Below are 25,332 nucleotides of genomic sequence, written 5' to 3'. Positions count from 1 at the left end.
GCCGCTTCTGGCAACATAATCTCCAGGCTTTCTGTTGTGATATGACCCGGATGATTAATGGCTAAAACCGCACTGAAATTTCGCTTACATCGTACCGTGATCGTTCTCATCTCGATGGCGCTGCTGGTCGTCCTGATGCAGGGCGCATCCTGGTTCAGCCTCGGCCACCAGGCGGCACGTTCTGAACAGGTCGAGGAGCTGGCGCATACGCTGACCAGCCAGGTGGCGTTTAGTCTTAAGCCGTTGATGGACAACAGTGAAAATAATCGCACTCAGATAGAAGCCATTCTTAATCAGATGACGGCGAACAGCCGTATTCTGGATGCGTCGGTGTATGACGGCGACGGCAGCCTGGTGGCGCACAGCGGTGAAAACATCAATGTGCGTGATCGGCTGGCGCTCGATGGTCAGCGCGCGGGCAGCTATTTCAACCATCAGATTGTGCAGCCACTGGCCGGAACTGATGGCCCGCTGGGCTTTTTACGTGTGACGCTGGATACCCATGTGCTGGTCACCGACTCGCATCAGGTCGATAACACCACCAATATTCTGCGTCTGATGATGCTGCTGGCGCTGGCGATCGGCATTATTCTCTCCCGCACTCTGCTGCGCCATCGACGCACCCGCTGGCAGCAGTCGCCGTTCCTGCTCACCGCCAGCACCCCGGTGAAAGAAGATCGGGATGAGGACGACGAGAAGAAAGAGTAACGTTGCGGCTGTGGTAAAGATAAAACGAAAAGGCCCGCGGTGCGGGCCTTTTTTATGGTAACGATACGGATTTGCGAGACGTATTCCGTTAGCCGATGAGCAGCGCTTCCAGCTCCCCCAGCGAGTTGACCTGCCAGGTGGGCTTAATTGGTTCCGGCAGCGGCCGGGTGCCATGATCGAGCCAGCAGGTTTTAATGCCGGCATTCATGCCGCCCAGAATGTCTGACTCTGGCGTATCACCCACCATCAGCACCCGCTCACGATCCGGGTTACCCATCAGATTCAGCGCGTAATCAAAAATCTCTGCCGCCGGTTTGGGCAGGCCAACCTGCTCGGAAATCACCAGCGCCGAGAAGTAATCACGAAAACCGGTGCGTTCCAGACGCGTCTGCTGCAGCGCGGTAAAGCCATTGGTAATGATCCCCATCTTTACCTTGCCATGCAGCTGGTTCATCAGGCTGACCGCACCCGGCAGCGGCGTGCAGATCTCTCCCATCGCACTCAGGAAGCCGCTGTTGAGAATCTCTGGCGCAACGCTGAGCTTTTCGCTCCAGTGATTGAAACGCTGAGTCTGCAACTGTAACGCTGAGATAGTGCCGTTCTGATAATCGACCCACAGCGGCTTGTTGATCGCCTGATAATCGCTGTAATCCTGGTCGGTGAACTGCACGTCATAACCGGCGAACAGGCGCTGCAAACCGGCATAGGCGTCGAAATGAAAAAGGGTATCGTCGGCATCAAACAGGATGCAGTCCCAGTTATCTATCATTAAAGCTCCTTAATACCACTACGGCGTCAGGGCCATGAGAATGGCATCTTCACGGCCGCTGGCGGTGGGATAATAGTTGGGGCGACGACTGACCTGATTGAATCCAAGCTGCTCATAGAGCGCGATGGCAGGCAGGTTCGAAGCCCGCACTTCCAGCCACAGCGTCAGCACATCGCGTTTGATCAACTCATCGATCAAATGCTGCAACAGCTGACGGCCATATCCCCGGCGCTGAAAAGCGGGATCGACCGCAATGTTAAACAGCGAGGCTTCGTCCAGTACCACCTGTGTAATGGCAAAGGCGGCCATTTTGCCGTCAACGTCGAGACGTAAATTGATAAAGCGCTCACCCTGATTGCTGGCAAACGTCTTTTCACTCCAGGGAAATGCGTGGCTACGACACTCAATGGCGAAGGCCTGCGCCAGATCGTCAGGGGTGAGTAAAGAGATGGCTGTCATGGTTACACATCTGTTGCCAGAGCGCGCGTTTGGCGACGCCGCTGCTGATGAGTTCATTAAAAGAGGCGCTGGTTAATGCCACGCCATTGAAAGTCTGTTCGCTCTCTACGCCGAGCAGCCAGCCCGCGCAGTTCAGCGTTTCGGGCAGCATTTGCAGCTGATCCGGCGTCACGGTCATCACCTGAGCGGGTTGCAGATTGAGCGCATGCAGCACGTCGCGCATCAGCGGTTCATGCAGACCGGGTGGCGCGTCAGCGACAATAATCAATTGCGTGTCCGGTGCCAGCGTGACGGCAATTTCGCCCTGAAGCACGCGCGGGCGGCGCAGTTGGTACTGCGTAATTCCCATTTGCTGTAAAAGCCAGTCGCGCCTGGACGTCATGGTGTTACCTGTTCTGCTGCCTGAATGCGACGCTATGCTAGCAAACCCATCGAACATGCGCCAACAAACCACTATAATCCCCGCTCAGATCTTACAGGAGCCCTACATGTCTGCTTTTACCCCGGCCAGCGAAGTCATTCTGCGCCACAGTGATGAATTTACCGCCCGCCATGTTTTATTTGCTGGCGATCTGCAGGATGACCTGCCCGCTCAGCTGGAAACCGCCTCGTCGCGCGTTCACACCCAGCAATATCATCACTGGCAAAACCTGAGCCGCCGTATGGGCGAGCAGGCGCGTTACGGAATGGTTGCGCAGCCGGAAGATGTGCAGGGATGCGATACCCTGGTCTACTTCTGGACCAAGAATAAGCCGGAAGTACAGTTCCAGCTGGAGAACCTGCTCTCTATGCTGCCAGTGGGTTGCGATGTGTTCGTGGTGGGTGAAAACCGCAGCGGCGTCCGCAGTGCCGAAGGCATGATAGAGTCGTGGGTGAAACTGGAGAAGATCGACAGCGCGCGTCGCTGTGGTCTCTACCACGGTCGCCTCGACACGCAACCTGAGTTTGATGCCAGCACCTTTGGTCATCAGTATCAGCTGGATGGTCTGACAATTCATACCCTGCCAGGCGTCTTCAGCCGTGACGGCCTGGATAGCGGCAGTGCCCTGCTGCTGTCGACCTTTACTCCGCACACCAAAGGCAAAGTGCTGGACATGGGCTGTGGCGCGGGCGTGATTGCCGCCTCGCTGCCTGCCCGTTCGCCTAAAGTACGGCTGTGGCTGTGCGACGTGCACGCGGCCGCCATTGAAGCGAGTAAATTGACGCTGGCTGCCAATGGCATCGAGGGCGAAGTCTTCGCCAGCAACGTCTTCTCTGACGTGACCGGCCGTTTCGACATGATTATCTCTAACCCGCCGTTCCATGAAGGCACCCAGACCAGTCTCGACGCCGCACAGGCACTGATCCGGGGCGCGGTGAAGCACCTGAACACCGGTGGCGAGTTGCGTATCGTCGCGAACACCTTCCTGCCTTATCCGCAGGCGCTGGATGAAGCCTTCGGCAGCCACGAAGTCATCGCACAAACCGGTCGCTTTAAAGTTTACCGCGCCGTCTATGGTCGCGGTGCCAAAACGCGCTAAGGGCTTTTGCCAGCATTAACCGCGTTGCCGGGCTGAAAACGTTGCTTTTTACAGCGATCGTTTCAGCCCGACGAAATAGTTGTTGACGCAAAGAGTAAAATCTCTAGAATGCGCCTCCGTGGTTGTAACATTCTCAGGATGTTACCGGTATGCGAAGGTGGCGGAATTGGTAGACGCGCTAGCTTCAGGTGTTAGTGTCCTAACGGACGTGAGGGTTCAAGTCCCTCTCTTCGCACCAAAATCACATGTTTCATATCGCGAGCACTGCGCGAAGGTGGCGGAATTGGTAGACGCGCTAGCTTCAGGTGTTAGTGTCTTAACGGACGTGAGGGTTCAAGTCCCTCTCTTCGCACCATTGCGGTGATATGAACAGACAACTCGATGCGAAGGTGGCGGAATTGGTAGACGCGCTAGCTTCAGGTGTTAGTGTCTTAACGGACGTGAGGGTTCAAGTCCCTCTCTTCGCACCAACGTTGTCATCCTCACGCTTTTCCCGCTCGTCCCCCTCTGCTGCTGATGCAGATTCGTTTTATCCCCTGCTCTGTTTAGTTTCCCGGTTACGTTACGTTTTGCAGTCGCTTTAACCTGCCCGCCCGTTTTAACGCGTTCCGCCTGTATTAAATCAGATGAAAATTCACAGAGACCGCTGCCAGTCCACCCGCTAATGCCAGACACGATGGCAGCAGCAGATAGTGACGCAGACGCTGGTTAAACAGCATCACCACAGTCAGCAGCAGCGCAACCGTCATTACCAGCCGCCACTGGCTGAAGCTCGGTTCCCATAAGGCGAACACCGGCAGCGCGATGCAGGGCAATAATACGCCCCACGCACTATCCAGTTTTTTACCCAGTGTCCAGCTGACGCCCCACAGGCCGCAGGCCGCAATAATCGCTATCCCCATGACGCAAACCTCAAATGATAAGCATTCCCATTATCATATGACAGTTTTGCCTGCTATGCAGCCTGTTTTTTGCGCCCGGCAAGAAGATGACAGACCAGTTGGAAAATGCTAGATTGCGGCCTATAACACCTTTAATAACAGCACCAGCAATAATTTGCTCACGGTCTGGCATACCCTCTTTATGCTGGCTTGCGCTTTGGTATTTCAGGGTCGTCACGAGTATTTATAATGAAATTACAATCATATGAAGAACTGAAACAGAGTAAATACCGGCTTTCAGTGATGCTTTTTCTGTTTTTAAATATCGCCGTTTCGCTATTTTATCTTCTGCCAATAATGAGTAATAAAACAAGCGATACCACCCTGCCGGTAATGTGTGTCGCGGCTTTTAGCGGTGTGATGTTAATTACCCATTTAATATTGCCTAAAGTAAAACTCCCACTTTTAAATCCTGTGGCGCTGGTGCTGGGAATGCTCTGGGCGTGGCACATTAATTATCGCTTTCATCAGGTATTCTATTTTGATCGCGGCTTTCTTATTATCAGTTTGATCAGTGTGTTATTTATCAGTGCCATTGCCCTGAGCGATTATCTGGGCGCTTTTTGTCTGCATGTCGCCCCGCCGGTGCTTACCGTATTGCTGCTCGACAATGCGCAACATCTGCCGCTGATTCTGCTGACCATTACCCTGCCGCTGATTGGTTTCTCACTTCAGCATCTGATGCGCCGTCGTGCCGATAACTTTACCCTGCGTCTGATGCATCAACTTTATGAAGAGAAAGAGACCTTCAGCGATCTCAGTATGCTCGACCCGCTGACCGGCCTGTATAATCGCCGTGGCCTGAAGAACCGGCTCGATAATATTCTGGAAAACCATGCTGGCAGCCACTATGTGCTGCTGCTGGATATCGATCATTTTAAGGCCTACAACGATAATTATGGGCATGCGATGGGCGACCAGGCGCTGGCGCGGGTCTCTGTGGCTATTCGTGACGCAGTGCGTTCGCGCGATGTCGTCACCCGCTATGGCGGCGAAGAGTTTCTGGTGCTGATGACCAATGTGAACAGTTCTATCGCCATAAAACTGGCTGAGCGGATCCGGCAGTATGTGCTGGATTTAGAAATCCCCCATCTTTTCAATGAGACCGTTTCAACTCACGTTACCATCAGCGCGGGTATCGCGCCTATTTACGACAACGAATTTGATCTGGCGGTAGCGAATGCGGACAGCGCATTGTATGTGGCTAAGAATCAGGGGCGGAATACCATTCTTGCCTGGGAAGACTTACCCCGACAACAGCATCAGACCACCAGCGAACATGCCTGATTCAGCCTGGCACGTTCGATGTTAAGCCTCGCTAAGCCCGGTTCTTTGCGGCTCGGTCCGATCAGATAACAAGCCTTAACACCTGCCATTTTCCCGCCCGCAGCGACGTTTTTTTACGCGACTTGTAGAGTTAATCAATAACGATTATCATTTGCTTTCTTATCTACACTTTTCGCGAGTCGTCATGGCAACCGTTTCAGCTCAGGAACAGCGTTTCAACGCTCAGTCGATGATCTTCCGGCAGAATGACCGTCCACTGGCGGAAAGTCTGCATGACCGCCTGCAACAGCAGCGTAGCTATCTGCTTGATTCGATAAGATTTAGCCAGCCAGCTCCACGCGAGACGCTGACTCTCGCAGCCTGGTCACAATCAGAGGCTTTTGCCCCACTTATCCGGCGTTACAGCGATTATCTCTATCGCGATCATCCTGATGCGGTGCGTGAAGCAAAGCCAGTGCTCTCTCTCTGGGCGCAATGGTATTTTGGCCTGCTGCTGCCATCGCTGATCATGGCGTTGTTGCAGGAGTCGCGCGCGCTGGACTGCTCGCCAGAGCATATTCGTGTCGGTTTTCATGACAATGGTCATCCGGCCACGTTCTGGATTGATGTGCAGGAAGATGAAGAAGCCCGCTATCTTAACCCTCAGCAGCGCATTGATCGGCTGATCCAGCAGCACTTGATCCCGGTGGTTAATGGTATTACCCAGCATGGTGATATCAACGCCCGACTCATCTGGAACAACATGGGCTACTCATTCCAGTGGTTCCTGGGTGAGCTGAAAAGTCAGATTGATGAGACGCTGGTGCTGCAACTGGAGCAGTCGCTATTCTTTAACCAGCGACTGCTGGATGGCAGTGAAAATCCGCTCTACCGCACTATGATCCCGCGTAATGGCGAACTGGTCCGTCGTAGCTGTTGCCAGCGTTATCGCATTCCTGATGTCGAACAATGCGGCAACTGCACTCTGAGCAGCAGCTAAACAGACTTAATTACCACGAATTCTCCGTTTATCTCGTTTACAGGCACTGAGGCTTGTGGCAATTTTTACGCCTTCGATCAGCCTGGAGAGAAAGATGAGTCTGGAGTCCGTGCGCCAGTTCTTTGCCGAACACGCCCCTGAAATTGAAATTATTGAACTGGCAGAAAGCACTGCAACGGTCGGAATGGCTGCGCGCGCCCATGGCGTGACGCCAGGAGAGATTGCTAAAACCTTGTCACTGAAAGTGAAAAACGATGTGGTGCTGATTGTGACTCGCGGCGATGCCCGGCTGGACAATCGCAAGCTGAAAGCGGCGCTGGGCGCCAAAGCGCGGATGCTGAGCGTAGACGAGGTGATTAACTGGACCGGCCATCCGGTGGGCGGCGTCTGTCCTTTCGGTCTGGAGAATCCGCTGACCGTTTACTGTGATGTCTCACTGCGCAGTTTCGACGAAGTGTTACCCGCCGCTGGCGCTATCCACAGCGCCGTCCGCATCTCGCCACAGCAGATGGCTGAGCTTACTAATGCCCGCTGGATCGACGTGTGCGAAGCGATTTAATGCTTCGCCTCTGCTTATCCAGCGATCACCCCGGCTCCCCGCATCAGGATTTCAGGCGCTTAAATGCTTCTTCGATGATCGACAGCAGCACCGTATTATCGACGCGATGCAGCACATGTACCGAAGCGCCACAATGCTCAGGCACCCCGACCGTGAGCCGAAGCGGCTGACGAAAACGCCAGCTTTTGCCGCGCGTCGCACCGGGACGCAGCTCGATATCAACCCGGTAATCGGTGCCTGACGCGACACGCTGATTCAGCAGCCAGGCCACCACCATCGCATCGTGGATCCAGCATCCTGCCAGCTGCCGGGTCTCTATCGAATAGTCGATCCATGGACGCAGCGTTTCGCGCACAAAATCAGTCAGCGGATGCTCGACGGCGGTAAGGCGGGTTAAATCCTGCTGGGTCAGTAGCGTCTGCGTGGTGACATCCATCGGCACCAGCGTCACGGCAGCACCGCTATGCAACACCTGATGCGCCGCCTCTGGATCCAGGCCGAAGTTGGTGTCCTTGATATAATCATCCAGTGTAAATACGCCACCCATAATGACAATCTCCGCCACAGAGTCTGCCATGTCAGGATAGCGCTGCATCGCCAGCGCCACATTCGTCAGCGGACCAATCGCCACCAGAGTAATCTCGCCCGGATTGTCACAAATCAGTTTGCCGATAGCGTCAGCAGCATCAAACGCATCCGCCGCGATATCCGCTGGCTGACGCACATCCTGCCACAGTTTACCCAGCGCAAGCTGATTGACCCGGTTATCGAGCGTTTCGCGCCACGGCGCAGGATCTTCCTGTAGCGCCTGTGTCGCACCCTGTACGACAGGAATAGATAATCCCAGCCGGACGATCAGATCTTTGGCGACGCGTGCGCCCACTTCACATGGTGTATTACCCGCCACAGTTGTAATTAATTCCAGAGACAGGGCAGGAGACGCTAAGGCCAGCGCAATCGCAAGCCCGTCATCGGTGTTGGCGCCCGCGATACCGTTGCCGGGATCGCAGTCAATAATAATTCTTTTCATATTTTTATAAGTTAACTCTGGCTTTGAGACTTGCAGCCGCAGGATTCACCAATTTCAAGATAATGTGGAAACTCCTTTAATTGCGCTTCGCTCTCTCCCTCTTTCAACATCTGAATCGCAGAGCGGGCCATTTCACGCAATGGCTGGCGCACAGTGGTTAATGTCGGGACATGAAACGATGAGTGATCGGTTCCGTTAAAGCAGACCAGCGCCACATCCTGTGGCACGCGGATTCGATGCTCAGAAAAGGCGCGAAGCGCGCCAATCGCCTGGCCTTCGTTGCTGGTAAACAGCGCACGCGGTACACAACCCCGGGCGATCATAGCTTGTGCCGCCTCGTAGCCGCCCTGTGGAGTGTAACTGGCGGGGAACATCAGTGACTCATCAATCTGCAGGCCGCGATCCTGCATGGCATCGCGCCAGCCCTGAATACGATCCTGCGCGTTAAGCATATCAACCGGCCCACTGATGATACCGACCTGCTGATAACCGTGACTCAACAGATGCGCCGTCACCTGCCAGGCAGCCTGACGCTCATTGACCCGCAGCATATTAACGCCCGGCTGTGGTTCAACCCGCTCCAGCATGACCAGCGGCGTACCGCTGGCTTTAATCAAATCAATGTAAGGATGGCGATCGACGCTGTTGTAAAACAGTCCATCTACCTGCCGGTTAAGCAGTCCCTGAATTAATTCCAGTTCGCGCTTGCGGTCATCCCCGGCATCACCCAGCAGCATGACGTGACCGTGATTCATCGACTCCTGCAACAACACATGCGCCATTGAGGCCACAAAAGGATTGCCGATGTTAGGCACGACCAGCCCAAACGTTTTGGTGTTACCGGAAGCCAGTGCGCGTGCTGCTGCATTGGGCCGGTAACCGGTCGCTTTAATCGCCTCCAGTACCCGCTGACGGGTTGCATCGGCGACCGGACGAGGCCCGTTATTAATGACATAACTGACAACTGCCACTGAGGTGCCTGCCGCTTTCGCAACTTCACTGCGGGTCACTTTTCCCGTTAACGACTTAGGCACATCACGTTCCTCCATAAAAAAACAGGCCGCTTTACACGGCCTGCTGCTTGTCGCTCTCGCCTGGCTAATGGCATCTTCAGGCAAAGCTAGATGGCATCTTCAGGCAGATTGAGATTTCGCCCTCGCGTCTCAGGCGCGACAAAGGTGGTAAAGAATCCAATGGCGGCCATTGCCGAGAAATAGACTGCAATCGGCCACCAGTGACCGGTATAAGAAAGCATAGCAGCGGCAATAAGCGGTGCAGTACCACCGGACAAAATCGAGCCCAGTTCCTTAGCCACCGCCATTTTGGTGTAGCGATGGTGAACGCCGAACAGTTCCACGCCCCATGCTGCCTGTACCCCGAAAATACCCAGTGACGCCAGCGCCATCCCGACCACGATAACCGGAATCACCAGCATCGGTTCACGCGTGTCCAGAAGCGTAAAGGCGGGCCAGGCGTAGAACATCAGTAACAGACAGAAGACGCGATAAACGATCCTGCGACCAAAACGGTCAGAGAGCCAGCCCGCTAACGGAATGATCAGGAAACCCAGTAGTGAGGCGAGGAAGACGGCGGTAGTCGGCACGGACTTATCGACCATCAGTACCTTAGCGACATAACCGACGATGAAGCCCTGGGCCAGATAGGAAGGGCCGTTTTCGCCGATACGCAGACCAACCATGGTCCAGAAGGCGCGGGTACGCTGAAAGAAAGACCGCTGATCGACCACTGGCGCAGCCATCACGCCAGCACGTTCCGCTTCCATCTCTGCCTTCCTGCGCTCAAACACCGGCGTTTCACGCAGGTGACGTCGAATCCACAACGCAACCAGTGCAATCAACGCACTGCTCAGGAAGGGAATACGCCAGCCCCACTCCAGCAGACTCTGCTGATCCATCTGCACCACCAGCAGCCAGACCAGCGAGGCCAGCAGCGTACCGCTGTTGGACCCCAGCGCAATCACAGAAGAGACCAGTCCGCGGCGCTCTGTCGGCGCATATTCACCCAGCATCACCGTGCCGCCCGATAACTCCGCGCCCGCGCCGAAACCCTGCGTAAAGCGCAGCAGAACCAGACAGGCAGGCGCCCAGACGCCAATAGAGGCATAGTTCGGGATTAAACCGATAAATGTCGTGGAAGCACCCATCAGAATGATGGTGGAGATCATCACCACTTTTCGGCCTTTGCGGTCGCCCAGCCAGCCGAAAAAAAGTGCACCAATAGGCCGGGCAACAAAGCCGACTGACCAGGTAGCAAAGCTGGAGAGCAGTGCCATGGCAGGGGTTGATTCAGGAAAGAAAACGTCGCCAAAGATGATACCGGCAGCCAGGCCATAGAGTGCGAAATCCGCATACTCCATTGCCGTTCCGAGCCAGCATGAGAAAGTGGCGCGCCAGAAATCTTTGCGGCCTGAGGAGGTATTAAACCGCTCATCGGCGGCTGAAGTGGATGCCAGTGAAGCCTGCTGCTTAACGGAGTTTTGTGCCGTCATAACCCTATCCCTGAATGAGTATGCAGATTGACAAACGCCCGTCCATGGGTCGATTCCCTGATGAAAGCGGAATTCCCCCGGTGACGACGTTCAGTTGACTAACCATGATGAAAGGTTAAAGGATTCCCTGGTGTTGGAATCTTGTTCTTCGCCCCATTTCGCCGATGTATTTTTCATCGGTCGCTTAAACTGAGCGAATGTAACTTAACAATCAATGGAGCCTACTGTGCATCGGGCACCGTGAGCAATCACTGGGGCCCTAGTGTATCTACGCGCGTAGATAAATCAATAGATTTTGACGAAAATTGTTAGCAAAACTTCACTATCACACCCCGTCACCACATCTTTTTAGCGCAAATTCAGCGAGTTAACACCATCATGTCGCACAAAAAAAAGTCACCAGCACTTGTTAGTTACCATTTTCTCTAATCATTAAGCGTTATAAGAGGGGCAAAGATTCTTTCATCACGTTATGTTGTCGCACACGTCGGTTACCTGCAGATGACACTTCCTGTTTATTCTTAAAAGTCGCTGTAAGCGCAGCCAATGCGTTACCCTGACAAAAAGACCGGACAGAGATGCTATGAAAATTATTCTGATGCGACACGGTAAACCTGACCACCAGGCGGCGGGTCGTCAGAGTGTGCAGGCACTGGCTGACTGGTGCGAAGCGTACGATTTGTCACAGGTCAGTGACGGACCGCCGCCACGCAGCATCGAAATCGCCCGTCAGGCCACGTTTATTGTCTGCAGCCCCCTGCCCCGTGCGCAATCCTCGCTGAGCCAGCTCGGTCTGCAGCCTCATGACGTTGATGCGCTGTTCAGCGAAGTCGCCGTACCGCTATTGCGAACCGGCGCAGTTCAGCTACCGACCGTGTGCTGGCTGGCCCTGCTGCGGCTGTTATGGTTCTGCGGTTATGCAGGCGATGCAGAGTCACTGCAACATGCAAGAAGCCGCGCCTCGGCGGCGGCAGAGAAGCTGATCGCGCACTCACAGCAAGGCACAGTGCTGCTGCTGGGCCACGGCATCATGAACAAGATGATTGCGCGCGAGTTACGCAAACGCGGCTGGCAGGCAGAGAAGCATGCCAGCAGCCGCCACTGGAGTACGGCGATCTATCATCGTCCGTTTATCTGACCGATCGGAAAATAGCCCAGCACCTCACAACCTGTCCCGACACGCGGCGTGGCAATCACCTTACGTTGCGCCAGATCGATCACACTCAGTGTGCCATCATCCTGATTGGCAATCAGCAGCTGTTGCCTGTCAGGCGTGAAGCAGCCATCCATCGGCATGTTGCCCACGCTGATGTCGCCCAGCGGATTGAGCAGATCGTCAAACAGGGTCACCAGCGGTTCCTTATCCCCGATTGCCACCAGCTGTTCGCCATCGGCGCTGAAGCGAACCACCTGACAGGGCTGCTGATGACCCGGCAACGTGATGCGCTGGCGAATACGGTGGCTCTGCCGATCGATCAGATAGAGTAACGGCGCATCAGCGGCACTGGCGACCAGATAAGGATGTTTTGGTGAGGCAGCGATGCCCGCAATCGGGCCAGGCAGCAGGATGGTATCGATCACCCGCCCCTCCGCTTCACAGAGATCCACTACTGTGATGGTCGCATCCTCTTCATTATCGGTGAACAGCTTGCGGCCGCTGGGTGACAGCGTCAGGCGATGCGCATTGTGAGAAGGTATCGGGATAATCTTTTCTACTTTGTCGGTCTGCGGATCGATCACCGCCACGGCGGCACTCTGTTCACAGCAGAGATAGACTTTGCCATCGCGGCCCAGCTGTCCGCTGTGTGGCGCCCGTAGCGGCGACAGATCGATAAAGCCGCTGATCTCCCGACGCTGTAAATCAATGACCGCCACTTTATGTCCCGGATGGGGGTTATTACCATGAACGCCGTCACCATAAATGGGCACATAGGCTTTACCCCATTGGGCCAGGATCAGGAGTTCATGCGGCCGCGGTGGAAAGGCGTTCAGTTCACGCTCGACCGCGAAGGTTTCCGGATTGAGAAACAGGACGCGATTACCCTGCTTATCTACCGCCAGTAAACCATAGGCTTCACTCTGCATGCGCACTCCTTTCTCAGTAAGTTCTTCTTAAGCGTAGACAATCCTCTTCAGGCTGTCTGATTCTGCGGATTGATGAGCCGGGCTTACGCCACACAGTAAGCACAATATTCACTGCTGCCGGGGGCCATGCCGCACGCTGACCCGCAGGCTTAGCTTAATATTCAGATATTCCTCACCCCTGGATTTCGTTGTAATTAAATAAACGATTAACCGCAGCGATATTATTATTTCCATCACGTGACCGGATGATTTCCGTATTATCCTAAAGTCCAAAAAAGACGTAGCTAAAGTGTAAATAATGTTTTATTAAAAAGGTGCAGTGCAATTAAACCGCCGTGAGGAAACTATCGCGCACTAAAGCACTGCGTCGCCACCAGGGAAAACTATTCATTAATTCCCGCACTCATCGGAATTGCAGCCAGTATGCAATCCCGGCCGCTTCCGCCTCTGGCGAAACGGGCAGAGCCTGCACGATGACGGGAAAATAAAAATAACAGGTGTACCATGACTTCATATCGCCAACGTCCAGCGCATAAAATCTGGCGTAACTGGAAAAGAATATCGTTCAGTAGCCAGATGTTATGGAATAAGAAACAGCAGAGACGCCTTCAGGCACCGGAATATGATCCGGGTCAGGAACAGAATGTCGTATTAATCGCGCAGCAGAAAGATCTGCCAGAGATTCCAAAAATTGTCTGGATGGTCTGGCATAACGATCATCTGCCTGCCTCAATGGCGCTGAATATCAGTAAAATCCGGCGGGACAATCCCGATCACCAGGTTTATCTGATCACGCAGCGCACCCTGTCGCAGTGGCTGCCCGAACTCAACTTTATCTCTTCCGATCTGACGCTGGCACATAAAAGTGAAATCATCCGGCTGGAGCTGATTCTCCGTTATGGTGGTATCGGCATCGACTGCAGCACCCTTCTGTTTGAGAATCTCGCCTGGGTGCATCGCGCGCACGAAGCGCGGTCAATGGATCTCATCGGTTACTACCGCGAGCAATCGACGCAGAACCTGCTGGCGCCGGTCATTGAGAGCTGGTTTCTTGCCGCACCACCGCAAAACCCGTTTATTCGCGAATGGCTGAAACAGCTGGCTCCGGTTAAAAACGTCGGTATCCGCAACTATTTCCATGAGCTGAAGAAACGTGATGATTTTTCGCTGCTTGTGCAGAATATGGATGACCCGTCGCGTCAGCTCCTGTCGCTGGCGCAGCAGGTCGCGATGCGCGAATACCGGCGGGCCAATCTCTATCTGCGTAAAGGCGAAGCCAGTGCCTGGTATTATCAGCGCCTGCATGCCGACAGCAGCAGTGCTTTTGCACAGTCCGTGATGTTCCATCAGCGGCCACAGACGCCGCCACCGATTATCAAATTAACCGGCAACGAACGGCTGCATCTCGACTTCAATCTGCGGCTTGGTTTGTATAATCGCAGCAGCCTGATTGGCGAGATGATGCAGATGACACCGCCTGCGCTGGCATTGCCATCAGCGGTCAAAGCGCGCGCGTAGCCAGTGCGTGAACGTGGTGACCGCACGTGGCACCTGCGCTGCCCAGGGTCGGACCATCCACAGACGGGCGGCAAAGGCCTCGATCGGCTGCCAGTCAGGTAATACCTGCTGCAATGAACCTGCTGCCAGCGCCTCACGGGCGCTGAAATCAGGCAGCATCGCGATACCTAATCCCTGCAGGGCCGCATCGCGTATCGACTCACTGTTGTTGGTCGCGAAGCTGCCCTGAATCCGCACCTGCACCTGTTCGCTATCCGCTGTAGTCTCAAACCGCCAGCGTGGGGATTCCACGCCGCGGGGATAGTAAAGACAGTTGTGCAGGGCCAGATCCTGCGGCGTGTGCGGTACACCCTGCTGGTTGAGATAAGCGGGTGAGGCCACCAGCAACGTCCGCGTGTCACACAAGGGCAGCGCCACGTGCGTTTCCGGTAGCGTATCACTGTGTCGAATTGCCAGATCAAACCCCTCGCTGCTCAGCGACACAATACGGTCGGTCACATCCAGTTGCAGACGCACCTGCGGATAGTCACGCAGGAACTCACCGATAATCGGTACCAGTTGCTGACGGGCAAACGCCACCGGCGCGGTAATGCGTACCAGACCACGCACGGGCCCGGCGGTATCGCGCACGCTGAAAAAGCTCTGATTGATGCGGGCAAAGGGCTCACGTAACTCTTCCACCAGCTTCTCACCCGCTGACGTCAATCGCACACTGCGCGTGGTACGCTGCACCAGCAACACGCCCGCCATCTCCTCCAGTTCTTTAATTTTCTGACTCATCGCAGCCTTGCTGACGTCAAGCCGCTCTGCTGCGCGGGTAAAACTGCCCTGTTCAGCCAGTACGGTCAGCCAGTGCAGATGGTCCCACAGCGTATCCGTTTTCATCTCTTTCATTATGATTGTTCACTATAGTGAATAATCATTTCAGGCTACGCGCTTTTTCCCGCGGGATAAAGCGTTCACCATAGGGTCATTATTCACTGTGAGGAATGTGCTATGCCACTGCTGCAATTTGATGTTATTCAGGGTCGTTCAGAATCAGAGCTGCGTACACTACTGGATGCGGCACACCGGGCCGTACTCACCGCGTTTAAGGTGCCTGAACGCGATCGCTACCAGATTGTTCAGGAAAACAAGCGTTATCAGATGGTTTTTCAGGATACCGGCCTGGGATTTACACGCAGCGATAATCTGGTGATGGTACGGGTCTATACCAGCCCTCGCAGCAGCGAACATAAACAGCGGTTTATGGCGGAGCTGGCGCGGGAGCTGCGTGAACATTGTGGTGTGCAGGGCAACGATTTAATGATCAGCTTTATTACCAACGACAAAGGTGACTGGAGTTTTGCCGACGGCGAAGCACAATACCTCACCGGCAAACTCTGAAAAACACCCGGATTTCTGCTCTGCTGACGGTGCGCGCCAGCCGCCGTCACGCCTCGTAACGTCCCTTCTGAAACGACATTAAGCCAATCTGCTCCTCACCGCACAATTCGGGCCGGATATGTTGCAGCCGGATGACAGCCAATATAGATTGTCGAAAAACCATCCCCCGAAGGTGGCCGGTTGCGTGAAGCCTCGCGTAACCCTGAAAAGAGGATTTCCCGTTGTCCGAATTGGTCTCCGTGGCGTTGTTTCTGGCCGCTATTGCTATTTATTCCTGTAAAGCCGGGCGTAATAAATTCTGGTTTATTGTTGTTCTTATCCTGCTGGTGCTTTTCGTTGTGCTCAACGCCACCCTCTATGCCAGCAACTATTTTACCGGTGACGGCATCAACGATGCGGTGCTCTATACCCTGACCAATAGCCTGACCGGCGCGGGCGTCAGTAAATATGTGGTGCCCGCGATTGGGCTGATCATCGTGCTGTTTCTGTTGTTCTGCCTGCTGTCGTGGATTCTGCGTCGGCGGAAGCGTCCCCATCACATGGGCTGGTCGCTACTGGCGGCCGCCTGTGCGCTCGGCTCAGTGCAGACCACCCCGGCCTTTCGCCAGGTCGCGACCCTGATTGTGTCGCATACCCAACTGGCGGACTCTGACTTCGACAACTTCTATAAGGTGCCGCGTAATCGCATTGAACAGCCGCGCCTCAACGTGGTTTACATTTATGGTGAAAGCTTAGAGCGCACCTATTTCGACCCCATCGCCTTTCCCGGTTTAGCGCCCGAGCTGAACCGGCAGAAAGAGCAGAGCATCGACTTCAGCGAAACCGAGCAGTTACCCGGCACTGACTACACCATCGCGGGGATGGTCGCCTCTCAGTGCGGCATTCCGCTGTTTGCTCCGTTTGACGGTAATGCCTCAGCGTCGCTCTCCAGCTTTTATCCGCAGAATGTCTGTCTGGGCGACATCCTGAAAAATTCCGGCTACCAGAACTGGTTTATTCAGGGCGCCGATCTGCGTTTCGCCGGTAAGGATATCTTCCTGAAATCACACGGTTTCGATCCGGAAAATCTTTATGGTTCGCAGGAGCTGAAAAGCCGTGTCGCCGATCCCGCCTACCGCAATAACTGGGGCTATTACGACGATACGGTGCTGGATGAAGTCTTTGAGAAGTATCAGGAACTCTCTCAGGCCAGTAAGCCTTTTGCGTTGTTTACGCTGACCGTCGACACTCATCATCCAGACGGGTTTATCTCGCGAAGCTGCGATCGCAGGAGCTACATTATTGAGGGCAAACCGAACCAGTCATTCAGTGCGGTCACCTGCTCGCAGGAGCATGTGGCGCGCCTGATCACGCGCATTAAAGCCTCGCCGTGGTTCAAAAATACCGTGATTGTGGTGAGCTCCGATCATCTGGCGATGAACAACACGGCGCATCCATGGCTGGTTAAACAGCCGCGTCGCAATCTGTTCATGGTGATCCGTGGCGATAAACCCCAGGCGGAGCTGATGGAGGCGAAGCGCAGCACGCTGGATAATGGCGCTACGCTGCTGGATATTCTCGGCGGCGATAACGCCATCGGCCTGGGCCGCAGCAGCCTCTCCTCGCTATCACTGTCCACCCAGTTCGACGATATGAAGAGTAAGGTAGCAAGCTGGAAACCTGACATCATCCAGCTGTGGAACTTCCCGAAGAAAATAGACAACTTCACGGTAGATCAGGCGAAGAATACGTTCAGCTTCTCAGGCACCACCTTTAAATTGCCGATTCTGTTCCGTATCAGCGACAAGCATGTGGAGCCAATGCCGGAAGGAGAATATTCGGCCCCGCTGCGCTATCAGCTGGCCGATTTCGCCTCTGCCGATAAATTCCTCTGGGTCGATCGCTGTTTTAAAATGGCGCGACTCTGGCAGCCTTCGCTGGCCCTCTCCGGCGATCTCTGTGTGGCGATGGGGCAGCTCGGCGGTACACCGTCGGTGACACACGTCGACAAGCCGCAGTGGAAAGGCAACGTGCAGTTCCCGGACGGCGCCGTCAGCGATGCGCGTTACCAGCAGAATCTGGCGCAGATCCGTATTGAAGATAACAACATTCGCTACAGCGCAGACAGTTTCCGGCTCGACGTCCCTGGTGCGCCGGAGAACGTTAAAAGCTTCAGTGGCATCTCACGGCCGGAGAGCTGGGGACGCTGGTCTAACGCCAATCTCGCACCAGAAGTGCACATCGACTATGTCGATGCGCTGCCTGCAAAGTTCGATCTGGTGATCACCGCGCGCGCATATGGTCCCAACGCACACCGGGCGATTCCGGTTCGGGTCGGCGACCAGCAGCAACTGCTATCGCTGGGTGAAGAGATATCGACGCATACCCTGCATTTTGACAATCCTGGTGCCAGCCATCGTCTGGTGATTGCACCACCGGAACCGCAGCTGAGTAACACTGGCAATATCACCGGTCAGGATCCGCGCAAATTAGGCATCGGTATGGTTGAAATTAAAATCGTGCCGCGGCCCTGACGCCCGTTTTTCTTTTCACGCCTCTGCGCATGACTGCAGAGGCGCCTCGCCTGACAAACTTCCGATTGACTCAGGTCAGCATCTGTTCACGGTCTGTCGCGCAGCGACGCCAGCTTCTCGCGCTGCTGGCCATCGGCAGTAAAGTTATCCTCCGCCAGCCAGCGCTGCAGGCCCTTTTTCACCTGTGGCCATTCGCTGTCAATAATCGAGAACCAGCTGGTGTCACGCGAACGCCCTTTGTAGACGATCGCCTGGCGGAACTCGCCTTCATAACGGAAGCCAAGCCGTGCTGCCGCCTGACGTGAAGGGGCATTGCAGCTATCGCATTTCCATTCATAGCGGCGATAACCCAGCGTCTCAAAGGCATAACGCATCAGCAAAAAGTGAGCTTCCGTTGCCATGCGGGTCTGCTTCAGTCGGGGTGAGAAAGCGACATGCCCGACCTCCATCACGCCATGTTCAGGCTGGATGCGCATTAACGACAGGCTTCCCACCGCCTGGCTGCTGGCGAGATCAATCACAGCGAAATGCAGCGGGTCGCGACTGGCTTCAAGTTGTGCAGTATGGTCCCGCCACGCTTTGTGCCCGGTAAACGGCCCCACAGGCAAATAAGTCCAGCCACGCTCATCTTCAGCCAGCGACCAGGCCTCAAACAGTGCATCACTATGCCGATCCACGTTAAAGGGCTCCAGCTGGCACGCCGCGCCGGTAAAAATCTGATGCTGCGGTAAAGGACGGGATTGCCAGTCTGGTAAAGGCTGACCGACCGGCTGACCATATTGATTGGTGTGTTGTGACATGCTGCCTCCCGACTACAGTTGATATCTGCAGATTGCCACTATCATGGTGGGTTAAAAAGTACCACAATCAGGAAAAATGATAGATCCACGGAGCAGGTCATGAAGCCAGAGATCCCTGACTTGCTGCTGGCGCCACTGATGCCAGCAGCCGGGACTACGTTGCAGCAGCAACTTTATCAGCGGATAAAGCAGGGCATTTTGCAGGGTCAGCTTGCTGCAGGAACAGGGTTACCTTCCACACGTCAGCTGGCCACTGAGTTAAAGGTTTCACGTAATACGGTGCTTAACGTCTGGACACAGCTACAGGCGGAGGGCTATCTGATGAGCGATCGGCAAGGCAGCCGCATCAGCCCCCTGGCTTTACCTGTCGCCCAGGCGGATGACGACACGTTAGCCAGCTGGCCGCTGGCAAAACGGATTGATTTCTTTCACCACAGTCAGGAAATTCACAGCGGCGCATTGCCCCTGCGCCCCGGTATACCCGCCCTGGCCCATTTCCCGCTGGCTGCATGGCGCCGGGCACTGAATCAGATAATGAGTCACACGCCACCGCAGCTACTCGGCTATGGCGACCCCTTCGGCGATCCCGAGCTGCGCACCGTACTGGCGCAGCAGTTGCGTCTCACGCGCGGTGTACGTTGTGATGCCGGACAGATTGTGATTACCGAAGGTGTGCAGCAGGCGCTTGCGCTGTGCGTCGCCCTGCTGAGCAATCCTGGCGACCATGGCTGGATTGAAGATCCGGGCTATCGCGGTGCCAAAGCGGCTCTGCAGGCCGGGGAGCTTAACGTTGTCCCGATCTCCATCGATGACCAGGGAATGGCCCCCGAGCCAGAAAACTGGAAACAGGCTTCGCCCCGTCTGATTTATACGACACCTACCCATCAATATCCCACCGGAGCAGTGATGAGCGCGTCCCGTCGTCTGGCGCTGATTGCTGCTGCGCAACAGCATCAGGCGTGGATTATTGAAGATGATTATGATGGGGACTTCCATTATCACGGCGAACCCATCACGGCGATGCAGGGCATGACCGATAATGCCCCGGTTATCTATCTCGGATCGTTCAGCAAGACACTGTTCCCTGCGCTGCGTATCGGTTTTATGGTACTGCCCGCACCGCTGGTCAGCCGGCTGCGACCGGCCCTCCATCAGCTATTGCGCGGCGGTAATCGTCTGGAGCAGCAGGCACTGACCCGTTTTATTCTCAATGGGGATTATCAACGCCATCTGGGCAAAATGCGTCGCCTCTATCGACAGCGTCAGGCATTGCTGCGTACCGAACTGCAGCGGGCTGCGGGTCAGGCGATTCCCCTGCTGGGCGGTGACAGCGGTATGCATCTGGTGCTGCCACTCGCGCCTCATCGGAGTGACGTCGCCATAGCCGGCAAACTGCATCAGGCGGGCTATGCGCCCGGTGCCCTTTCGACCTTCTATCTGGCTGAACCGGTGCAGCAGGGTCTGGTTATTGGATATGGTAACTGCAGCGACACGCAAATTACGGCAGCTACGCGCCAGCTAAGTCGGTTACTCGGCTGGCCCGGTTAACGCTAACATTTTTCGGTGATAAGGCTGGCCGGTGCGGCAATGAACTGGCGGATCATCAGACGGGCATCAAAGCGCGGCATCGGCCTGACGGCTTCGCCGCGTATTTCCGCAATCGGCCGTCGTGCCGCTTCACGGCCCATCTCATACGCTGGCGCTGATTGTCGGGGAGTTACTGGCGGAAGAGATCGTAAGCGGTGAGAAGCATCCAATGCTGGCAAGCTTTAATGCGGAGCGTTTCAGCTAAAAAAAGCCGGTCGTCGCGACCGGCTGATTTTATCTAGCCACGGAAGAAAATATCGCCCGATTTACCCATGACGATTTTGCCGGTGTCATTGGTAATAAGAATATAGTTAGCGTTGATATAGGCCCAGTGGGTATTTTCCTGCGGCGCGGGCAGATTACGCTTTTGCCACTCCGTGATGGTGAAGGTTTTATCGGTGTACTTCTCTGGCACGATGTCACCGATGTTGTACTGTTTGTAGTCGATGATAATAGTGCTGAGATCGTAATTAGGGCGCGCACCGTTAGCCGCTGAAGGCGTGGTAGGCGTCGTCGGCGTAATGCCATCATTGGATTGTGAACTGGTCTGTGGCGGGTTTTGCGCGGCACCGGCATCCGGCTGAACGCTGCCCGTATCCGGCGTAGCGGGCTGGGCACCAGGATTAGCGGGTTGGATCTGCGGCGGTGGCGGAACGGTATCCGTTGCTTCGCCAGCAGCCTGTACACCGGGGATCAGGCTCAGCGAGCCAACCAGTAATCCCATTGATAAAAGTACACGTTGAGTCCTGCGCATAATGATTTCCACGTTGAATTTTGACAGTCAGGCTAAAGACAATTTTTATCGCACTTCAGTTCCGGTGCGCTGACGCTATGTGTAAGGAAGAACAGCGCTATTCATTTTACTGCACACAGCTCAGGTAACGGATCACTGTGGGACCACTTTATCCTGAGTTGCCAGATCGACCAACAACGCAATGCCTAAATAGTTGCTCCAGTTAAAGCCGTTCTGCAGCACCACAATCGCATTGCCGTTACGTTTATCGTAGCCGATAAAACTGGCATAGCCGCCAATATAGCCCACCTGATAAGTGATCTGCTGTCCTTCAATGGTGTCGGTGACCCAGGCGATATTCTGCGCCTGCGCACCCTGCTGATACCACGGCTGGTTCACCGCCGCAAAAGCCCTGTCCTGCATCGTATTCCCGGTGGCATTGAGGTGCGCACGCAGGTAAGCACTCAGATCGCGCGCATTACTGTAAAGACTGGCTGCAGCCACCATGTTGCCGTGAAAATGCCAGTCCGGCGTGAGCGCGCCACGGGGGATAAATTTCGGCTGATCGCCTGCGTGGCCCAGCGCACGTAGCGGAAAGCCCGCCAGCGTTTCCGGTTCAAAGCTGCTCTGGTTCATTTTTAACGGCGTGAAGATCAGCGTAGACGCGAGCGTCTGAATGTCCTGATGAAAACGGGTGCGCACAATAAAACCGAGCAGCGCATAGCCGAGGTTTGAATAGTGTGGCATGCGTTCCGGAGGTGCTGAAAAATCCGCCAGATAACTCAGCAGTTTGTCGCTGTCGAGATTGCCATAAAAGTTTTCGCCCGTATCCAGATAACGAACGAACTGCAGCAGCATCGGCAAATCCATATCCTGACGCGGCAGACCGGAGGTGTGCGTCACAAGTTGCAGCAGTGTGATACGCCGCGCATCGGCGCTGAGGCGAACGTCCGCTGGCAGTAGATCCGCCAGGGTATCGCTCCAGCGCAGCTTACCCTGCTCCACCAGCTGGATAATCACTTCTGCTGTCACGCCTTTACTCAGTGAGCCCAGCGCAAACAGGGTATCGGGCGTGATCGGATAGCGATGCGCCCGATCAGTGACGCCGAAAGGATAATAGCGGGTCGGGCCGCCACGATGAATAACGGCAATACTGATGCCAGGAACCTGCTTTTGCTGCATGTAGTGCTGTACGATGTCATCGACATTTTCGTGAAACGTGGCGTGCGTCAGATAAACGCGGTCGCCCACTGGCGCGGAGGTTTGCGACAGGTTTCCGCAACCCGCCAGCAGGAAGATTCCGGCGGGCAGGAAACGCATTATTAATCTGCCGATTATATGGCCGGTATGGGCAAGCCGCGCAAGGTATACAGCAATAGCCCGGCTGCCAGTAAATCCATTTTTCATAAACTAATCATTAAGTTAATTTCATTTAACACGCAGCAGCCCCGCTATAGCGCAAAAATGTACCATAAAGTGCTGTGGGCAATCGCATACATAACGGCGTCAAAGCGGGGTTAAACGCGGTTTAACCCCTGCGGGAAGCCCGAAGATGGGGAGCTGTGTTGCGGCCCGCAAGGGTGTACACTGCTGCGGTTTTGAGGCTCAACGCCGCGCTGAAATTTTGACATGCCCGGGAGGCAACCGCATGAAAGAAGGCCCACTGTCCGAAAAAGAGCTGCAATGGCTGGAAGATATGCTGGAAAAATATGGCAGCGAAGCGTCGATTATTGATGTCTCCGAGCTGGATGGTCTGCTGACGGCCGTTCTCTCCGGCCCCATCACCGTCGAGCCCAGCCAGTGGCTTGTGGCTCTGTGGGGTGGCGAGAAGCAGATTCCAAAATGGAGCAACGAGCGTGAAATGACGCGCTTTATGTCGCTCTGCTTTCAGCATATGAATGATGTGGCTGACCGCTTATCTGAATTTCCTGAGCAGTTCGAACCGCTGTTTGGCATCCGCGAAATGGAAGGTCTGGAATTTACCGTGGTGGAAGAGTGGTGTTTCGGCTACATGCGCGGTGTTGCGCTGACCGACTGGTCTGCTCTGCCTGCGGATCTACAGCCTGCGCTGGACGCTATCGCTCTGCATGGCGTGGAAGAGAACCTCGAAAAGATCGACGCTATGACGCCAGACGAAATGGAAGCCAGCATTGAGGCGATCCGCCCTGCTGCACTGGCGCTGCACGATCACTGGATCTCCCAGCCAGAAGCCATCCCCGTGCCACAGAAGCCTGTCGCGGTAGATAAACTGCCCGGCCGCAACGACCCCTGCCCGTGCGGCAGCGGCAAAAAATATAAGCAGTGCTGCCTGCATTAATCTGATGCTCAGTCTCAGGAACTGCCGGGCGTAAAGCGTGCCCGGCAGGCCTCGACGTTGATGTACCCGCGTCCGCCCACATCCAGCCCCTTCAAACTGCTCACGACCTGAACAGCTTCACGCTTATCGCTAAGGTAAGCGCGATTTTACCCGTCAGGAATAAACATGAGCACCATTGCGCTGATTGACGATCACCTTATCGTCCGCTCCGGCTTTGATCCGTTGCTGGGCCTGGAATCTGATTTCCAGGTCCAGGCGGATTAACGCAGCCGCATCGGAGGCCGCCGCTATCGCCTGTATCTGCCTGATGGCGCTGGTTACCGTAATGGAAGAGCGCAAGATTTGCCGCGAGAAACGACTACAGCGCTTAAAGATGGCATGAAGATGAAGGCTGGCCTGGCACATGTCGGGCTTTTTTTGCAAAAATGAAGAGAGTGCCCATCTTCCTATTCCTTTTTGAGTCCACGTTCTGCCGAAATAGTCATTAGAGTCAACATCGACTGCTGGTTTCAGGAAGATAGGCCAGCATTCCGTGCTATCTGATAACCTGCACGGCCGCTGAGGAAGGTTAGACTGTTCAGCCGGGAATAAGGGGAATGATCATCCTGGGTCATAATCCCATAAAACCGAAAAAGAAGATGTAAGCATAACTATGCTTATGTGCTTCCTACCTGAAAATATTTACTCCCTTTTAGTCAGATTTTTTAAAAATTCAGATAACCTTAACATAGATTCTTAAATGTTAATTTCATTGCGCTGTCGCGCCCTGACATCCTTGGCATTGCATTTTTTGATAAAACTACCTTCACACTATTTATTTCCATATGAGAACGCTGATTTCCATAAAGTTTAAAATTCATTAAATACAGAACTTAGAAAACACCTTTCATTTAACAACATGCTCGCCATAAATCACAAAAAAAACCTCAACCGACTGTTTTTAATTGGATTTTTTATTAATTATTTTTGAAACCTTTGTGAATGGCAAATAAAAGACGACTTACCCATATTTACAATTCGCTAAGGTAAAAAAACGACAAAAATCATAGATCAGGTGATAACTGGTACTTTTCACTACAAAATCATTAATTATCAACAGAAAACAGAAATTACTGCTTATAATCGCTATTTATCAGTGCTTTATTCTGACCCGCCCCTATGCATTCCATTTTATTATTTTATTTGTAAGAATGCAGATTCAACTAGCCGAATAATTAACTGACGAACTTTACTGCTGTTCTTCAGATAATAAACAAAGGTTTTTACGTCATACAGAATAGTATTATTACCCGCTAATGGCACTCAGTTGGCAAAAATCTCTCTGAGAGTAACAGGCGCGCCGAAGAAACTTTCAGGATAAGCGCCTCAGTGATGAAACAGGATGAAACCTGATCTGAAAAACAACGCTCACTTTATCGCTGGGCTGTAGGGAAAGTTTTCAGAAATATCAATATGCATTATCAAATCGCACCATTTATTAAAAACTAAAAAATGCTTTCTAGCCTTTTTATGGCGCCACAGCACGCGACCATTATTAACGACTACATGGAGGTTAATTAATTGTTCTGACTCTACTTTTTTAAATAACACAGTATTTCCTGGTGATTAATTAATCGCTCAGTTGATTTCAGC

24 protein-coding genes, 3 tRNA genes and 2 pseudogenes are annotated in these 25,332 nt (G+C 54.1%); 16 read left to right on the top strand and 13 right to left on the bottom strand.

All coding sequences use genetic code 11. The features are described 5' to 3' along the window. Window positions 1–57: 57 nt before the first annotated feature. Window positions 58–708 (top strand): YtjB family periplasmic protein, encoded by a 651-nt coding sequence (locus HZZ01_RS11780; protein WP_179897536.1) that lies wholly within the window; start codon window positions 58–60, stop codon window positions 706–708. 88 nt (window positions 709–796) lie between these two features. On the opposite strand, the gene yjjG is transcribed toward HZZ01_RS11780, so the two are convergent. The 3 genes from yjjG to HZZ01_RS11765 are packed head-to-tail and all read right to left on the bottom strand — an operon-like array spanning window position 797 to window position 2,318. After that, window positions 797–1,477: a pyrimidine 5'-nucleotidase gene (yjjG, locus tag HZZ01_RS11775; RefSeq protein WP_179897534.1), complete on the bottom strand. Its 681-nt coding sequence runs from the start codon at window positions 1,475–1,477 to the stop codon at window positions 797–799. Window positions 1,478–1,495: 18 nt separating this feature from the next. Continuing rightward, on the bottom strand, window positions 1,496–1,936 hold the full coding sequence (gene rimI, locus HZZ01_RS11770) for a ribosomal protein S18-alanine N-acetyltransferase (RefSeq protein ID WP_179897532.1): 441 nt from the start codon (window positions 1,934–1,936) through the stop codon (window positions 1,496–1,498). Next, a complete protein-coding gene (locus HZZ01_RS11765; RefSeq protein ID WP_022625367.1) occupies window positions 1,908–2,318 on the bottom strand; it encodes a DNA polymerase III subunit psi in 411 nt (136 codons plus the stop codon). Before HZZ01_RS11765 ends, rimI begins: the two co-directional genes overlap by 29 nt. Window positions 2,319–2,424: 106 nt before the next feature. Here HZZ01_RS11765 and rsmC point away from each other — a divergent pair, with 106 nt between their 5' ends. From rsmC to HZZ01_RS11745, 4 genes are all read left to right on the top strand, one after another. Then, window positions 2,425–3,456: a 16S rRNA (guanine(1207)-N(2))-methyltransferase RsmC gene (rsmC, locus tag HZZ01_RS11760; protein WP_179897529.1), complete on the top strand. Its 1,032-nt coding sequence runs from the start codon at window positions 2,425–2,427 to the stop codon at window positions 3,454–3,456. 151 nt (window positions 3,457–3,607) lie between these two features. Continuing rightward, window positions 3,608–3,694 (top strand) — tRNA-Leu (locus tag HZZ01_RS11755). Between the two features lie 30 nt (window positions 3,695–3,724). Then, window positions 3,725–3,811, top strand: a tRNA-Leu gene (locus HZZ01_RS11750). 28 nt (window positions 3,812–3,839) lie between these two features. Beyond that, window positions 3,840–3,926, top strand: a tRNA-Leu gene (locus HZZ01_RS11745). A gap of 147 nt (window positions 3,927–4,073) precedes the next feature. On the opposite strand, the gene HZZ01_RS11740 is transcribed toward HZZ01_RS11745, so the two are convergent. Next, window positions 4,074–4,358 (bottom strand): DUF1435 domain-containing protein, encoded by a 285-nt coding sequence (locus HZZ01_RS11740; RefSeq protein WP_179897528.1) that lies wholly within the window; start codon window positions 4,356–4,358, stop codon window positions 4,074–4,076. Between the two features lie 228 nt (window positions 4,359–4,586). Here HZZ01_RS11740 and HZZ01_RS11735 point away from each other — a divergent pair, with 228 nt between their 5' ends. The 3 genes from HZZ01_RS11735 to HZZ01_RS11725 all read left to right on the top strand — a co-directional run bounded on the left by HZZ01_RS11735 (window position 4,587) and on the right by HZZ01_RS11725 (window position 7,222). Then, entirely contained in the window at window positions 4,587–5,684 is a 1,098-nt protein-coding gene (locus HZZ01_RS11735; protein ID WP_179897526.1) for a diguanylate cyclase, read from the top strand. A gap of 184 nt (window positions 5,685–5,868) precedes the next feature. Continuing rightward, the gene (gene fhuF / locus HZZ01_RS11730) at window positions 5,869–6,663 is read left to right on the top strand and encodes a siderophore-iron reductase FhuF (protein WP_179897524.1); all 795 of its coding nucleotides are present in this window, start codon (window positions 5,869–5,871) and stop codon (window positions 6,661–6,663) included. A gap of 94 nt (window positions 6,664–6,757) precedes the next feature. Beyond that, the gene (locus HZZ01_RS11725; RefSeq protein ID WP_098051571.1) at window positions 6,758–7,222 is read left to right on the top strand and encodes a YbaK/EbsC family protein; all 465 of its coding nucleotides are present in this window, start codon (window positions 6,758–6,760) and stop codon (window positions 7,220–7,222) included. 43 nt (window positions 7,223–7,265) lie between these two features. Here HZZ01_RS11725 and HZZ01_RS11720 read toward each other — a convergent pair whose 3' ends face one another. The 3 genes from HZZ01_RS11720 to HZZ01_RS11710 all read right to left on the bottom strand — a co-directional run bounded on the left by HZZ01_RS11720 (window position 7,266) and on the right by HZZ01_RS11710 (window position 10,761). Next, window positions 7,266–8,252 carry a nucleoside hydrolase gene (locus HZZ01_RS11720; protein WP_179897521.1) on the bottom strand — a complete coding sequence of 329 codons (987 nt, stop codon included), beginning with the start codon at window positions 8,250–8,252 and terminating at the stop codon, window positions 7,266–7,268. Between the two features lie 11 nt (window positions 8,253–8,263). Then, window positions 8,264–9,286, bottom strand: a complete 1,023-nt coding sequence (locus HZZ01_RS11715) for a LacI family DNA-binding transcriptional regulator (protein WP_179897519.1) — start codon at window positions 9,284–9,286, stop codon at window positions 8,264–8,266. 86 nt (window positions 9,287–9,372) lie between these two features. Beyond that, window positions 9,373–10,761 (bottom strand): MFS transporter, encoded by a 1,389-nt coding sequence (locus HZZ01_RS11710; RefSeq protein WP_179897517.1) that lies wholly within the window; start codon window positions 10,759–10,761, stop codon window positions 9,373–9,375. A gap of 583 nt (window positions 10,762–11,344) precedes the next feature. Between HZZ01_RS11710 and HZZ01_RS11705 the strand changes: the two genes are divergently transcribed. Next, complete coding sequence (locus HZZ01_RS11705; protein WP_179897515.1) at window positions 11,345–11,899, top strand: histidine phosphatase family protein; 555 nt, start codon at window positions 11,345–11,347, stop codon at window positions 11,897–11,899. Here HZZ01_RS11705 and HZZ01_RS11700 read toward each other — a convergent pair. Beyond that, entirely contained in the window at window positions 11,881–12,846 is a 966-nt protein-coding gene (locus HZZ01_RS11700) for a WD40 repeat domain-containing protein (RefSeq protein ID WP_179897513.1), read from the bottom strand. The two genes, HZZ01_RS11705 and HZZ01_RS11700, sit on opposite strands and share 19 nt — an antisense overlap. Before the next feature lie 504 nt (window positions 12,847–13,350). Between HZZ01_RS11700 and HZZ01_RS11695 the strand changes: the two genes are divergently transcribed. After that, on the top strand, window positions 13,351–14,364 hold the full coding sequence (locus HZZ01_RS11695; protein ID WP_179897511.1) for a glycosyltransferase family 32 protein: 1,014 nt from the start codon (window positions 13,351–13,353) through the stop codon (window positions 14,362–14,364). Here HZZ01_RS11695 and HZZ01_RS11690 read toward each other — a convergent pair. Next, window positions 14,341–15,258: a LysR family transcriptional regulator gene (locus HZZ01_RS11690; protein ID WP_179897509.1), complete on the bottom strand. Its 918-nt coding sequence runs from the start codon at window positions 15,256–15,258 to the stop codon at window positions 14,341–14,343. The genes HZZ01_RS11695 and HZZ01_RS11690 overlap by 24 nt on opposite strands. A gap of 102 nt (window positions 15,259–15,360) precedes the next feature. On the opposite strand from HZZ01_RS11690, the gene HZZ01_RS11685 reads away from it, so the two are divergent. Continuing rightward, complete coding sequence (locus HZZ01_RS11685; protein ID WP_179897507.1) at window positions 15,361–15,750, top strand: tautomerase family protein; 390 nt, start codon at window positions 15,361–15,363, stop codon at window positions 15,748–15,750. Window positions 15,751–15,971: 221 nt separating this feature from the next. Further along, complete coding sequence (gene opgB, locus HZZ01_RS11680) at window positions 15,972–18,263, top strand: phosphatidylglycerol--membrane-oligosaccharide glycerophosphotransferase (RefSeq protein ID WP_179897505.1); 2,292 nt, start codon at window positions 15,972–15,974, stop codon at window positions 18,261–18,263. Between the two features lie 86 nt (window positions 18,264–18,349). Here the strand turns inward: opgB and HZZ01_RS11675 are convergent, their stop codons facing one another. Beyond that, window positions 18,350–19,063, bottom strand: coding sequence for a GNAT family N-acetyltransferase (locus HZZ01_RS11675; RefSeq protein ID WP_179897503.1), 714 nt, complete (start codon window positions 19,061–19,063; stop codon window positions 18,350–18,352). 99 nt (window positions 19,064–19,162) lie between these two features. Here HZZ01_RS11675 and HZZ01_RS11670 point away from each other — a divergent pair, with 99 nt between their 5' ends. After that, a complete protein-coding gene (locus HZZ01_RS11670) occupies window positions 19,163–20,611 on the top strand; it encodes a PLP-dependent aminotransferase family protein (RefSeq protein ID WP_179897501.1) in 1,449 nt (482 codons plus the stop codon). 2 nt (window positions 20,612–20,613) lie between these two features. Here the strand turns inward: HZZ01_RS11670 and HZZ01_RS11665 are convergent, their stop codons facing one another. The 3 genes from HZZ01_RS11665 to HZZ01_RS11655 form a co-directional block, all read right to left on the bottom strand. Continuing rightward, window positions 20,614–20,751: a hypothetical protein gene (locus HZZ01_RS11665; protein WP_255434223.1), complete on the bottom strand. Its 138-nt coding sequence runs from the start codon at window positions 20,749–20,751 to the stop codon at window positions 20,614–20,616. Window positions 20,752–20,888: 137 nt separating this feature from the next. Beyond that, window positions 20,889–21,404, bottom strand: a complete 516-nt coding sequence (locus HZZ01_RS11660; protein WP_179897499.1) for an RcnB family protein — start codon at window positions 21,402–21,404, stop codon at window positions 20,889–20,891. A 132-nt stretch (window positions 21,405–21,536) separates the two neighbouring features. Next, the gene (locus HZZ01_RS11655; protein ID WP_179897497.1) at window positions 21,537–22,790 is read right to left on the bottom strand and encodes a serine hydrolase; all 1,254 of its coding nucleotides are present in this window, start codon (window positions 22,788–22,790) and stop codon (window positions 21,537–21,539) included. Between the two features lie 241 nt (window positions 22,791–23,031). Here HZZ01_RS11655 and HZZ01_RS11650 point away from each other — a divergent pair, with 241 nt between their 5' ends. The 3 genes and pseudogenes from HZZ01_RS11650 to HZZ01_RS20980 form a co-directional block, all read left to right on the top strand. Continuing rightward, complete coding sequence (locus tag HZZ01_RS11650) at window positions 23,032–23,700, top strand: YecA family protein (RefSeq protein WP_179897495.1); 669 nt, start codon at window positions 23,032–23,034, stop codon at window positions 23,698–23,700. Window positions 23,701–23,865: 165 nt separating this feature from the next. After that, window positions 23,866–23,961: pseudogene (locus HZZ01_RS11645) on the top strand (transcriptional regulator UhpA); the annotation flags it as partial. Window positions 23,962–23,968: 7 nt separating this feature from the next. Next, window positions 23,969–24,082: pseudogene (locus tag HZZ01_RS20980) on the top strand (hypothetical protein); the annotation flags it as partial. Between the last annotated feature and the right edge of the window lie 1,250 nt (window positions 24,083–25,332).

Source organism: Pantoea sp. WMus005 (assembly GCF_013415305.1).
Classification (GTDB): domain Bacteria; phylum Pseudomonadota; class Gammaproteobacteria; order Enterobacterales; family Enterobacteriaceae; genus Pantoea; species Pantoea rara.
This window is presented reverse-complemented; position numbering and strand designations above follow the sequence as displayed.

What these genes read in the sequence shown, in the direction of transcription:
- HZZ01_RS11780 (WP_179897536.1), top strand. Translation starts at nt 58, where the DNA reads ATGGCTAAAACCGCACTGAAATTTCGCTTACATCGTACCGTGATCGTT.
- yjjG (WP_179897534.1), bottom strand. Translation starts at nt 1,477, where the DNA reads ATGATAGATAACTGGGACTGCATCCTGTTTGATGCCGACGATACCCTT.
- rimI (WP_179897532.1), bottom strand. Translation starts at nt 1,936, where the DNA reads ATGACAGCCATCTCTTTACTCACCCCTGACGATCTGGCGCAGGCCTTC.
- HZZ01_RS11765 (WP_022625367.1), bottom strand. Translation starts at nt 2,318, where the DNA reads ATGACGTCCAGGCGCGACTGGCTTTTACAGCAAATGGGAATTACGCAG.
- rsmC (WP_179897529.1), top strand. Translation starts at nt 2,425, where the DNA reads ATGTCTGCTTTTACCCCGGCCAGCGAAGTCATTCTGCGCCACAGTGAT.
- HZZ01_RS11740 (WP_179897528.1), bottom strand. Translation starts at nt 4,358, where the DNA reads ATGGGGATAGCGATTATTGCGGCCTGCGGCCTGTGGGGCGTCAGCTGG.
- HZZ01_RS11735 (WP_179897526.1), top strand. Translation starts at nt 4,587, where the DNA reads ATGAAATTACAATCATATGAAGAACTGAAACAGAGTAAATACCGGCTT.
- fhuF (WP_179897524.1), top strand. Translation starts at nt 5,869, where the DNA reads ATGGCAACCGTTTCAGCTCAGGAACAGCGTTTCAACGCTCAGTCGATG.
- HZZ01_RS11725 (WP_098051571.1), top strand. Translation starts at nt 6,758, where the DNA reads ATGAGTCTGGAGTCCGTGCGCCAGTTCTTTGCCGAACACGCCCCTGAA.
- HZZ01_RS11720 (WP_179897521.1), bottom strand. Translation starts at nt 8,252, where the DNA reads ATGAAAAGAATTATTATTGACTGCGATCCCGGCAACGGTATCGCGGGC.
- HZZ01_RS11710 (WP_179897517.1), bottom strand. Translation starts at nt 10,761, where the DNA reads ATGACGGCACAAAACTCCGTTAAGCAGCAGGCTTCACTGGCATCCACT.
- HZZ01_RS11705 (WP_179897515.1), top strand. Translation starts at nt 11,345, where the DNA reads ATGAAAATTATTCTGATGCGACACGGTAAACCTGACCACCAGGCGGCG.
- HZZ01_RS11700 (WP_179897513.1), bottom strand. Translation starts at nt 12,846, where the DNA reads ATGCAGAGTGAAGCCTATGGTTTACTGGCGGTAGATAAGCAGGGTAAT.
- HZZ01_RS11695 (WP_179897511.1), top strand. Translation starts at nt 13,351, where the DNA reads ATGACTTCATATCGCCAACGTCCAGCGCATAAAATCTGGCGTAACTGG.
- HZZ01_RS11690 (WP_179897509.1), bottom strand. Translation starts at nt 15,258, where the DNA reads ATGAAAGAGATGAAAACGGATACGCTGTGGGACCATCTGCACTGGCTG.
- HZZ01_RS11685 (WP_179897507.1), top strand. Translation starts at nt 15,361, where the DNA reads ATGCCACTGCTGCAATTTGATGTTATTCAGGGTCGTTCAGAATCAGAG.
- HZZ01_RS11675 (WP_179897503.1), bottom strand. Translation starts at nt 19,063, where the DNA reads ATGTCACAACACACCAATCAATATGGTCAGCCGGTCGGTCAGCCTTTA.
- HZZ01_RS11670 (WP_179897501.1), top strand. Translation starts at nt 19,163, where the DNA reads ATGAAGCCAGAGATCCCTGACTTGCTGCTGGCGCCACTGATGCCAGCA.
- HZZ01_RS11665 (WP_255434223.1), bottom strand. Translation starts at nt 20,751, where the DNA reads ATGGGCCGTGAAGCGGCACGACGGCCGATTGCGGAAATACGCGGCGAA.
- HZZ01_RS11660 (WP_179897499.1), bottom strand. Translation starts at nt 21,404, where the DNA reads ATGCGCAGGACTCAACGTGTACTTTTATCAATGGGATTACTGGTTGGC.
- HZZ01_RS11655 (WP_179897497.1), bottom strand. Translation starts at nt 22,790, where the DNA reads ATGAAAAATGGATTTACTGGCAGCCGGGCTATTGCTGTATACCTTGCG.
- HZZ01_RS11650 (WP_179897495.1), top strand. Translation starts at nt 23,032, where the DNA reads ATGAAAGAAGGCCCACTGTCCGAAAAAGAGCTGCAATGGCTGGAAGAT.